General features: G+C 62.8%; 7 protein-coding genes and 1 tRNA gene. 7 read left to right on the plus strand and 1 reads right to left on the minus strand.

The features are described from left to right. The 3 genes from BLX41_RS35910 to ptaA form a co-directional block, all read left to right on the plus strand. The coding region (locus tag BLX41_RS35910; protein WP_259745060.1) for a putative bifunctional diguanylate cyclase/phosphodiesterase at positions 1–1829 on the plus strand (1829 nt) is incomplete at its 5' end. 15 nt (positions 1830–1844) lie between these two features. Continuing rightward, positions 1845–1921, plus strand: a tRNA-Ile gene (locus BLX41_RS21475). Between the two features lie 169 nt (positions 1922–2090). Next, positions 2091–3188, plus strand: coding sequence for a pyoverdine biosynthesis transaminase PtaA (gene ptaA / locus BLX41_RS21480; RefSeq protein ID WP_123726510.1), 1098 nt, complete (start codon positions 2091–2093; stop codon positions 3186–3188). Positions 3189–3257: 69 nt separating this feature from the next. Here ptaA and BLX41_RS21485 read toward each other — a convergent pair whose 3' ends face one another. Then, positions 3258–5624 (minus strand): glucose/quinate/shikimate family membrane-bound PQQ-dependent dehydrogenase, encoded by a 2367-nt coding sequence (locus BLX41_RS21485; protein ID WP_123726842.1) that lies wholly within the window; start codon positions 5622–5624, stop codon positions 3258–3260. 204 nt (positions 5625–5828) lie between these two features. On the opposite strand from BLX41_RS21485, the gene BLX41_RS21490 reads away from it, so the two are divergent. The 4 genes from BLX41_RS21490 to pqqF all read left to right on the plus strand — a co-directional run. Continuing rightward, positions 5829–6290 carry an Lrp/AsnC family transcriptional regulator gene (locus tag BLX41_RS21490; protein WP_123726511.1) on the plus strand — a complete coding sequence of 154 codons (462 nt, stop codon included), beginning with the start codon at positions 5829–5831 and terminating at the stop codon, positions 6288–6290. A gap of 176 nt (positions 6291–6466) precedes the next feature. Beyond that, positions 6467–8149, plus strand: a complete 1683-nt coding sequence (locus BLX41_RS21495; protein WP_123726512.1) for a flavin monoamine oxidase family protein — start codon at positions 6467–6469, stop codon at positions 8147–8149. A 125-nt stretch (positions 8150–8274) separates the two neighbouring features. Then, a complete protein-coding gene (locus BLX41_RS21500; RefSeq protein ID WP_123726513.1) occupies positions 8275–9069 on the plus strand; it encodes a carbon-nitrogen hydrolase family protein in 795 nt (264 codons plus the stop codon). A 48-nt stretch (positions 9070–9117) separates the two neighbouring features. Further along, on the plus strand, positions 9118–11407 hold a 2290-nt coding region (pqqF, locus tag BLX41_RS21505; protein ID WP_259745061.1), incomplete at its 3' end, for a pyrroloquinoline quinone biosynthesis protein PqqF.

An 11407-nucleotide genomic window follows, 5' to 3' on the forward strand; every position in this document is an offset into this window, starting at 1 on the left:
TACGACGCAACGATGGCCAGATCCGTCTCTGTGAACTGTCGAGCCGACCGCTGCCCATTGGCGACGACGACTGCATGCTGACCATTGCCCGGGACATCACCGACCGCCAGTTGATGCAGGAAAAACTGCAACAGGCTGCCACGGTGTTTGAAAGCACCGCCGAAGGCGTAATGATCACCGATACCCAGCAGCGCATCAGCGCCGTCAATCGGGCCTTCAGCGAGATCACCGGTTACAGCGAAAGTGAAACCCTGGGGCACACACCGCGCCTGTTGGCCTCTGGCCTGCATGACAGCGCCTTCTACGCGGCGATGTGGCACCAACTGACCCTGGAAGGCCACTGGCAGGGCGAGATCTCCAATCGTCGCAAGAACGGCGAGCTCTACCCCAACTGGCTGACGATCAACGCAGTGCGCAACAAGGATCGGCAGATCACCCATTTCGTTGCGGTATTCGCCGACATATCCAGCCTCAAGCACGCCCAGGCACGCCTCGACTACCAGGCCCACCACGACCCCCTCACCGGACTGCCGAACCGCACCTTGTTCGAAAGCCGCTTGCTGACCGCGCTCAACAGCCAAGAGGAAAACGGCAGCCAGGGCGCCGTGCTGTTTCTCGACCTGGACCGCTTCAAGCACATCAACGACAGCCTTGGGCACCCGGTGGGCGACCTGCTGCTCAAAGGCATCGCGGTACGTCTCAAGGAGCAGTTGCGAGACATCGATACTGTCGCCCGCCTGGGCGGGGACGAGTTCATCATCTTGCTCCCGGGTCTGCATCAGGCCAGCGACGCCGACCATATCGCCACCAAGCTGCTGAACTGCTTTACCGCCCCCTTCCAGGCCGGCGAGCACGAGTTCTTCATCAGCGCCAGCATCGGCACCAGCCTGTACCCCAAGGACGGTTGCGACGTTGCCACGCTGATCAAGAACGCCGACGCCGCCATGTATCGCTCCAAGGCCAAGGGGCGCAACCGGGTCGAGCGCTATACCCGCGACCTGACCGCCCAGGCCAGTGAACGCGTCGCCCTGGAGCACGAACTGCGACGAGCCATCGAACGTGGAGAACTGTCTCTGTATTTCCAACCCAAGATCAGCCTCAGCAATCACGAACTGGTGGGGGCCGAAGCCTTGATTCGCTGGCACCACCCCAACTTTGGCGACGTCCCCCCCGAGCACTTCATTCCACTGGCGGAAGAGAACGGCATGATCCTGCTGATCGGGGACTGGGTACTGGAACGGGCCTGCCAGCAACTCCATACCTGGAGTCAGCGCTACGAAAATTTCGGGCCACTGTCAGTGAACCTCGCAGGCGCCCAGTTGCGCCAACCCAACCTGCTGGGCCGCATCGAACAACTGTTGCGCGACTATGACCTGCAGCCTGGGTTGCTGCAGTTGGAAATCACCGAGAACTTCATCATGAGCCAGGCCGAAGAAGCCCTGGAGGTACTGCATCAGCTCAAACGCCTGGGGATGCAACTGGCCATTGACGACTTCGGCACCGGCTACTCGTCCTTGAGCTATCTCAAGCGCCTGCCTCTGGATTTTCTCAAGATCGACCAATCATTCGTCCGCGGCTTGCCGGACGACCCTCACGATGTGGCGATAGTCCGCGCCATCATCGCCCTGGGGCGCAGCATGCAATTCACGGTAATTGCCGAAGGAGTGGAAAACCAGGCCCAGCAGACCTTCCTCACTCTCGAAGGCTGCGAGCAGATCCAGGGCTACATCGTCAGCCTGCCCCTGGAAGCCGAGGAGTTCTGCACAACCTTCCTGCAGATCCGGGTTTCCGACTTTTCGGATAGCACAGCCGAGAAACCATCGTTATAATCCGCCGCCTACTGAGGGCCTATAGCTCAGTTGGTTAGAGCAGAGGACTCATAATCCTTTGGTCCACGGTTCAAGTCCGTGTGGGCCCACCAAACCAGAAAGCCGCGCAATGCGCGGCTTTTTTGTGTCTGGCGATCTGCGTCAATCAACGCCTGCCACTAAAGCGCCACCGTAAATCCCGCTCACCACTCCCCGTCATAACCATGTCCAACCGGACAAAAGACGCCTGGGCGTCTTTCTCGATAAGAAAAGGATTTATCGATGGTTGAGATCACGCGCCGATCATTGGTGGGGCTCGCGACAGCCTTGCCGCTGCTTTCATTGCCTGGCTGGAGTCAGGCGGCTGAACCCGCACCACCACCCATCCCCTCTCCCTCCGATGTTCTGATCAACTTCAACGAAAGCCCCTGGGGTCCTTCCCCCGCCGCCCGCCAGGCCATGCAACAGGGCATAGCCCTCAGCGGTCGCTACCCCTACAAGATCCAGTACCGACTCAACGCGCTCTTCGCCCGGCAGCAGGGCATTGCCGAGGATCACGTCCAGAGCTTCTGTGGTTCCAAGAGTGCGTTGCAGCATGCCGTCATGGCCTTCACCCAGAGTGGCAGCCTGGTGATGGCCAGCCCCTCCTACGAGGCCCCCAGGGAAGCCGCCGAAGGCCGTCAGGTCATGGTGCACGAAGTCCCTCTCGGGGCCGATCACCGCCACGACCTGCCGGCCATGCTCGCCGTCGACCGCAGTCCCGGGCTGATCTATCTGTGCAATCCCAACAACCCCACTGGCACCCTGACGCCACGGCAAGACATCGAACAGGCCCTGGCCCGCAAAGCCAAAGGCACAGTGCTGGTGATCGACGAAGCCTATATCGATTTTTCCGACGCCAGCACCTGCATTCCCCTGGTCAAGGAGCACCCGGAACTGCTGGTACTGCGGACTTTTTCCAAGATCTACGGCATGGCCGGGGCACGACTGGGTTTCGCCGTCGGCCAGCCAGCACTGCTGGAGCGCCTGGAAATCTTTGGCGGCTATAACGTCCCGGCCGCTTCGACCTTGCTCGGCGGCATCGCCAGCCTGGAGGAGCCAGGGCTGCTGGCCGAGCGCAAGCGACTCAACAACCAGTTGCGTGACGAGACCATCGCCTGGCTGAAAAAACGCGGGTTCCGTTGCACCGCGTCACAGGCCAACTGCTTCATGATCGACCTCAGGCGGCCGGCCCAGGAACTCGTCGATGCCCTGGCTGCGCAGCACGTGAAGATTGGTCGGGTCTGGGACAACTGGCCGAACTGGGCCCGGGTCAGTGTCGGTTCGGAACAGGACATGCAGCGTTTCCGCGCAGCCTTCGCCAAGGTCACCCTGAGCTGACGCGTCTTGTCTTCACCCATGAAAAAGCCGCGCAGGGCGCGGCTTTTTCAGAGTGCTGTGACGCGGCGTCTATTTCGGCAGCGCGTAGGCAATTACATAGTCGCCACGGTCCGTCGACTGACGAGCGCCGCCTGCCGTGAGCAGGATGTACTGACGCCCGGTCTTGGGCGAAACATAAGTCATCGGGCCCGACTGGCTTCCTACCGGCAAGCGTGCCTTCCAGATTTCGTTGCCATTGCCGGTATCGAAGGCCCGCAGGTAGAAGTCCTGGGTGCCGGCGAAGAACAACAGACCGGATTGGGTCGCCAGGGAGGCGCCCAGGGTCGGCATGCCGATAGGGATCGGCAAGTGCATGCGAATCCCCAACGGCCCGGTGTCCTGCACGGTACCCACCGGTACTTGCCATACCAGCTTGCGGGTCTTCAGATCGATGGCCGACATGGTGCCAAACGGTGGCTTCTGGCAAGGAATGCCCGCCGCCGAGAGGAAGCGCTGGCGCATGGCGCCGAACGGCGTGCCTTCCTGAGGCACCACGCCCATTTCGATGCCACTGGCACCGGCAGCGATCTGATCCCGGGGGATCATGTAGTTGGCCAGGCCCAGACGCATGTCGTTGACGAACATGTAGTTGCTGGTGGGATCCACCGACACACTGCCCCAGTTCATGCCCCCCAGGGAGCCTGGGAACTGCAGTGCGTGATCCAGCCCTGGCGGGGTGTACACACCGTCATGGCGCATGCCTTTGAACTGAATGCGGCACATCAATTGATCGAAGGGCGTTGCGCCCCACATGTCGGATTCGGTCAGGGTCTGGTTGCCAATGGACGGCATTTCCACCGAGAACGGCTGGGTCGGCGAGTAACGCTCACCCGGCACATTGCCCTGGGGCACCGGCCGCTCTTCCACCCGAGCAATGGGTTTACCGGTCTCGCGGTTGAGCACGAAGATCTCGCCCTGCTTGGTGACTTGCGCCAGCGCCGGCTGCACACCACCCTTGTCGTCCGGGATGTCGTACAGCAGCGGCTGCGCCGGCAGGTCGAAATCCCAGAGGTCGTGGTGGGTGGTCTGGAAGTGCCAGCGCACCTGGCCGGTCTTCACATCGAGGGCGACGATGGAGGAGTTCCACTTGTCATCGAACTCGGTGCGTTGGCCGCCGAAGAAGTCCGGGGTGGCATTACCGGTAGGCAGGTACACCAGGCCCAGCTTGGCGTCATAGGACATCGCCGACCAGACGTTGGGGGTGCCACGGGTATAGGTTTCCCCCGCAGGCGGACGCTTGGTGGTGTTGGGGTTACCGGGGTCCCAGGCCCACATCAGCTCGCCACTGCGCACATCGAAGGCACGTACCACGCCCGGCGGCTCTCCAGTGGAGAAGTTGTCCGCCACCCGGCCGCCCACGATCACGAGGGACCCGGCTACCAGCGGAGTGGAAGTCTGCTGGTAGTAACCCGGCTTGATTTCGCCCATGTCGGTTTTCAGGTCGACAGTGCCCCGGTCGCCAAAGTCTTCACAGGGCTTGCCGGTTTCGGCGTTGATGGCGATCAGGCGCGCATCGCCGGTGGGCAGGAACAGGCGCCTGGTACAAGCGGCCGGCGTAGTGGTTGAGGTGTTCACCGGGTTCGCGGAGGCATCGAAGTAACCCAGGCCGCGGCAACGCTGCCAGTTCGGCGCAAAACCTTGAGGATCGAACTTCCAGCGCTCGGCGCCGGTGTCGGCGTCCAGGGCGAATACCTTGCCGTAGGCAGTACAGGTGTAGACGGTATCGCCGATCTGCAAAGGCGTGTTCTGGTCTTCGGCACCTGCGCCGTTGCTTTCAGGCAGATCGCCCGTGCGGAAGGTCCAGGCCACCTGCAGTTGATCGATATTGCCCTTGTTGATCTGGTCCAGGGCCGCGAAACGGTTGCCCGCCGGAGTATTGCCCCAATGGGCCCAATCCTTCTGTTCAGTACCTGGAGCCACTGGCTGGATCGCCGGCACGCTGCTCGCCTTGACCACGTGGGTCGGCACGAACATGTAGGCCAGGGTAGCCAGCACGCCAATCCCCAATAGCCCCGCCAGCCCATAGGCGCCACGCCCTGCGCGAGCACCGGAGGCCCGCACCAGGCTCGGGTAGATCAACGCCACCACCAGGCCGATCACGGCGAAGGTCAACACCCGCGAAACCAGGGGCCAGTATTCCAGGCCCGCATCCCAGACCGCCCAGATCGCAGTCAGTACCAAGGCCAGCGCGTACAGCCAGGCGCCACGGGGGTTACGCCGAGCGATCATTAGGCCGGAAACCACCATCGCCAGGCCCATCAGCAGAAAATAGGCGCTGCCTCCCAGGCTGAGGAGGTAACCCCCGCCACCGGCCAGACCCAATCCGATCAGGGCAATGAGAATGCCCAGTCCCCCGAGCAGCCATTTGCTGCCTGCGGCAGCCCCAGTGTTTTTCATCATCAAACCTCAGCCATCTTTAAAACCAGGTCGCGAGAATGTACTAACCAGTTACTTATGACAACTTGTCGCAGGTCATTTGTTTCAAAAAACTTCTGACCGGCTGAGCGTAGACCCGATCCAGGCACGCGCCGGGACCAGCAGCCAGGGTTGGCGCGAGGCTGTAACATGTGCGCTCCCCCGATAGCCGTGCTGGAGCCCATCTTGTCCGATACCCGCCCTCCCGTTCTTGACGAAGTCGACCGGCAGTTGATCGCCGCCCTGCAGATCAACGCTCGCGAAAGCGTGGCGATGCTGGCCCGGCAGTTGGGTATCGCCCGTACCACCGTGACCTCGCGCCTGGCGCGCCTGGAAAAGACCCGGGTCATCACCGGCTATGGCGTGCGTCTCGGTCAAAGGGTGATCGACGGCGGTTTGCAGGCTTATGTGGGCATCAAGGTCCAGCCGCGTTCCGGCAAGGAAGTGCTGCGCCGCCTGAGCGGCATGGCTCAGGTCCAGCAACTGTGCGCAGTCAGTGGCGAATTCGACTACGTGGCCTGGCTGCGCACCGACTCGCCGGAACAGCTGGACCAGTTGCTGGATCAGATCGGCAGCGTCGATGGCGTGGAAAAGACCACCACTTCGATCATCCTCAGCAGTAAGATCGATCGCGGGCATGCGCTGTGAGGCGTACAGCCTGATAATGCCGCCGCGTCAATCTGCCTCATATATTCGTCATACTGATAAATAACAGCGCATAACGACGACAGTTTGCGTCTTATTTACGTGTTTCATCCTCCCTAGAATGGCTGCCATCTTTTCCTATACTCAGCACTCTGCTGAGCCGCCCGCCAAGGTCAGCCATGAACAAGAACAATCGCCATCCTGCAGACGGTAAAAAGCCGATCACCATTTTCGGCCCGGACTTCCCTTTCGCCTTCGACGACTGGATCGAGCATCCCGCCGGCCTGGGCAGCATTCCCCAAGCCCGGCACGGCACCGAAGTGGCGATTGTCGGCGCCGGTATCGCCGGGCTGGTAGCCGCCTACGAACTGATGAAGCTGGGCCTCAAGCCGGTGGTCTATGAAGCGTCGAAGATGGGCGGCCGCCTGCGCTCCCAGGCCTTCGAAGGCGCCGAAGGGATCATCGCCGAGCTGGGCGGCATGCGCTTCCCGGTATCGTCCACGGCCTTCTATCACTACGTCGACAAGCTCGGCCTGCAGACCAAGCCCTTTCCCAACCCGCTGACCCCAGCTTCGGGCAGCACCGTCATCGATCTCGAAGGCCAGACTCACTACGCACAGAAACTGGCCGACCTGCCGGCCTTGTTCCAGGAGGTCGCCGACGCCTGGGCCGACGCCCTGGAGGACGGCTCGCGCTTCAGCGAGATCCAGCAAGCCATCCGCGATCGCGATGTGCCGCGCCTCAAGGAGCTGTGGAACACCCTGGTGCCACTGTGGGACGACCGCACGTTCTACGACTTCGTCGCCACCTCCAAGGCCTTCGCCAAGCTGTCGTTCCACCACCGTGAAGTGTTCGGCCAGGTGGGCTTCGGCACCGGCGGCTGGGACTCGGACTTCCCCAACTCGATGCTGGAAATCTTCCGCGTGGTGATGACCAACTGCGACGACCACCAGCACCTGGTGGTGGGCGGGGTCGAGCAGGTGCCCCTGGGCATCTGGCGCCACGTGCCGGAGCGTTGCGCCCACTGGCCGGCCGGTACCAGTCTCAGCTCGCTGCACAACGGCGCGCCACGCACCGGGGTCAAGCGCATTGCCCGGGCCGCTGACGGTCGCTTCAGTGTCACCGACAACTGGGGCGATACCCGGGAATACGCGGCGGTACTGACCACCTGCCAGAGCTGGCTGCTGACCACCCAGATCGAATGCGAAGAGTCGCTGTTCTCGCAGAAGATGTGGATGGCCCTGGACCGCACCCGCTACATGCAATCATCGAAGACTTTCGTCATGGTCGACCGGCCGTTCTGGAAGGACAAGGACCCGGAAACCGGCCGCGACCTGATGAGCATGACCCTCACCGATCGCCTGACCCGCGGCACCTACCTGTTCGACAACGGCGACGACAAGCCGGGGGTGATCTGCCTGTCCTACTCGTGGATGAGCGATGCCCTGAAGATGCTCCCGCAGCCCGTGGAAAAGCGCGTGAAGCTGGCCCTGGATGCACTGAAGAAGATCTACCCCAAAGTGGATATCGCCAGCCGCATCATCGGCGATCCGATCACCGTGTCCTGGGAAGCCGATCCGCACTTCCTCGGTGCCTTCAAGGGCGCACTGCCGGGCCACTACCGCTACAACCAGCGGATGTACGCGCACTTCATGCAGGACGACATGCCTGCCGAACAGCGCGGCATCTTCATTGCGGGTGACGATGTGTCCTGGACCCCGGCCTGGGTCGAGGGCGCGGTGCAAACGTCGCTCAACGCCGTGTGGGGGATCATGAAACACTTCGGTGGCGCCACCCATGCCGAGAACCCGGGACCAGGGGATGTGTTCCATGAGATCGGGCCTATTGCCCTGGCGGATTGAACAATACTGATCGCGGCGGCATCGGATAACGGCGAGAGGTCCCTGCGGGGCTTGGCGCCGGACCGTACGCCAAGCCCGAGACATCGGCTACAGTGCCCGGTCAGCCAGTCAGAGGAGTGAGGACCATGCGTGTCGCCCTGTATCAGTGCCCGCCATTGCCGTTGGACGTAGCGGCCAATCTGCAACGCTTGCATCAGGTGGCCATGGAGGCCACCGATGCCGATCTGCTGGTGCTGCCGGAAATGTTCCTCAGCGGCTACAACATTGGCGTGGAAGCGGTCGGCGCTTTGGCGGAGGCCCAGGACGGCCCTTCGGCCCAGCGCATCGCCGCTATCGCTCAGGCCGCAGGTACGGCCATTCTTTACGGCTATCCGGAACGCAGTGCCGACGGGCAGATCTACAACGCCGTGCAGCTGATCGACGCCCACGGCCAGCGCCTGTGCAACTACCGCAAGACCCACCTGTTCGGTGACCTTGATCACTCGATGTTCAGCGCCGGCGCGGATGACTTCCCCCTGGTGGAGCTGGATGGTTGGAAGCTGGGGTTCCTGATCTGCTACGACATCGAATTCCCGGAGAATGCCCGGCGCCTGGCCCTGGCCGGTGCCGAACTGATCCTGGTACCGACGGCGAACATGATTCCCTACGACTTCGTCGCCGATGTGACCATTCGCGCCCGCGCCTTCGAAAACCAGTGTTACGTGGCCTACGCCAACTACTGCGGCCGGGAAGATCAGATCCGCTATTGCGGCCAGAGCAGCATCGCCGCCCCCGACGGCAGCCGGATCGCCCTGGCCGGACTGGACGAGGCCCTGATCATCGGCACCCTGGATCGTCAGCTGATGCATGAGTCCCGGGCATTGAACCGCTATCTTGCCGATCGCCGTCCCGAGCTTTACGACGACCTGAGCAAGCGCTGATCCGGGGATATCCGCTAGCATGGGCGCTTCTTTGTTCTGGAAGTGCTCATGCCCGCGCTGAACCACCCTCTGCCTCACGTGGAAACCCTGGCCAATGGCCTGCGGGTGTCCTTGCGTCATGCCCCTCACTTGAAACGTTGCGCCGCCGCGCTGCGGGTATCTGCCGGCAGCCACGACGTACCACTGGCCTGGCCCGGGCTGGCGCATTTCCTGGAACACCTGCTGTTTCTCGGCACCGAGCGCTTCCCCGCTGAACAGGGATTGATGGCCTTTGTACGAGCCCAGGGAGGACAACTCAACGCCAAGACCTGTGAGCGCGCGACCGAGTTCTTTTTCGAGCTGCCGGTCGGCGCCCTGGCCGGCGGCCTGGAGCGTCTGTGCGACATGCTCGCCCGACCGCGGATGAGCCTTGAGGACCAGCGCCGGGAACGAGAAGTGCTGCATGCGGAATTTATCGCCTGGTCCCGGGATGGGGAGGCGCAACGCCAGTTTGCGCTGTTCGATGGCCTGTCCGCCGCTCACCCGCTGCGGGCCTTCCATGCCGGCAACCGCTACAGCCTCAATCTGCCCAGCCAGGCTTTTCAGCAAGCGCTGCAGCAATTTCACCAAGACTTTTACCAAGCCGGGCAAATGACCCTGAGCCTCGCCGGGCCACAGCCTCTGGAGGAACTCCGCGCCCTGGCCGCACGCTATGGCGCAGATCTACCGGAAGGCCAGCGCCTTGAGCAGAGCGTGCCTCCTGCACTGTCGACTACCGGCATCGGCACTTATCAACAGCTCGATGCTCACCGTCTGGACCTGCTGTTCACCCTTGAACAGCTGCCCGAGGGCGCGGCGCCCGCACTGGATTTTCTCAGCACCTGGCTGCAGTCCGCCAAACCGGGTGGGCTGCTTGCCGGACTCCAGCAACGCCAACTGGCCCAAAGCCTGAAGGCGCAGACGCTGTACCAGTTTGCCGGGCAAGCCTTGCTGCATCTGCAGTTGAACCTGAGCACAACAGAGGCGACGGCCCCGGCCCAGGTCCGCGAACTGCTGGCGGATTGGCTGGGTTTCTTCAGCGCCCAGGACGATTGGCCAGCGCTGCGAACAGAATATGCCTTGCTGCAACAACGCCAGCTGCAAGTCGGCAGCGCCCTGGAGTTGGCCCAACGGGACAGCCGGCAAACCGTCGGCGAGCTGGATATGCAAGGACTCAAGGCCCTCAAGGTGCTGCTCGTGCAGTTGCAGCCGCAGGTTGTGGATAACTTCAGCAGCGAGTGGCGCCTGCCACCGGGCAACCCTTTCCTGCGCAGCAGCGCCGAGGCACCGCGGGCAGGACTGATTCGCGGGCAGACCAGCGCGCACCGAGGACTACGCACCTTCGCCCAGGATCGTTCGCGAAGCCGGCGAGAGAGCTCGGCGTTGAACGTCAGTCAGGCCCTGCCTGCGGATAACCGCGAAGGGGCCTTGATTCTGCGCTGGCGCCTGGCTTCACCCGCTCCTGCCGGCTTGTACGAGCGCCTGCTGCACAACCTGGCGCCCTTGCGCGGCGATGCCGGCCAGGCCGGAGTAGCACTGAGCTTCTCCAACAGTGGCGCAGACTGGGTGCTCAAACTCAGTGGACTGCAGCAACCCCTGCCCGCAGTGCTGCAACAGGCGCTGAAGCAACTGAACCAGCCCGCCGAATCGTCCTGGCTGGAGAGCGCAGCTACGACAGACAATGCCCCCTTGATGCCGATCCGTCAGTTGCTCAAGGCCTTCAGCGAGCAGCCACAACCCGGCGGGCCGACAGTTGCCCCCCCCCAAACCCTGCAAGCCCTGTGGGCCGGTGCTCGATGGGATGGCCTGGCCCTGGCGCTGTCAGCCGGCACTCAGGACGCCCTCGGCCAAGCGCTGCACAAGATGCCGGGAACAGCAGAGACGGCCCTGTACCAAGCATCACCGCCAGACGCCGCCTATCGTTGGCTGACGCACCCCGGGGCATCCAGCGAACAGGCCCTGCTGCTGTTTTGCCCGACGCCCGGCACCAGCCTGGCCGATGAAGCGGCCTGGCGCCTGCTGGGCCAACTCTGCCAGACGCCGTTCTATCAGCGCCTGCGGGTGGAGTTGCAGTTGGGTTATGCGGTGTTCAGCGCCATCCGCCAACGCAATGGCCAGACCGGCCTGCTGTTCGGCGTGCAATCCCCCAAGGCGACGCTCACGGAAATACTTCAGCACCTGGAACAATTCCTCCAGCAGTTGCCGGAACAGCTCCAGGCGCTCGGCGAGCAGCTCTGGAACGAGCAGCGCCAGGCTCTGGCTCAACAGTTCCAAGCCTCGCTCCTGCCCCTGGAGCAAGCCGCTGAACTGCTGTGGCAGG

It is taken from the genome of Pseudomonas protegens (genome assembly GCF_003732485.1).
Classification (GTDB): Bacteria; Pseudomonadota; Gammaproteobacteria; order Pseudomonadales; family Pseudomonadaceae; genus Aquipseudomonas; species Aquipseudomonas protegens_B.

Bases quoted from the DNA above. Each gene is read 5' to 3' on its own strand.
- ptaA (WP_123726510.1), top strand. From the start codon at position 2,091: ATGGTTGAGATCACGCGCCGATCATTGGTGGGGCTCGCGACAGCCTTG.
- BLX41_RS21485 (WP_123726842.1), bottom strand. From the start codon at position 5,624: ATGAAAAACACTGGGGCTGCCGCAGGCAGCAAATGGCTGCTCGGGGGA.
- BLX41_RS21495 (WP_123726512.1), top strand. From the start codon at position 6,467: ATGAACAAGAACAATCGCCATCCTGCAGACGGTAAAAAGCCGATCACC.
- BLX41_RS21500 (WP_123726513.1), top strand. From the start codon at position 8,275: ATGCGTGTCGCCCTGTATCAGTGCCCGCCATTGCCGTTGGACGTAGCG.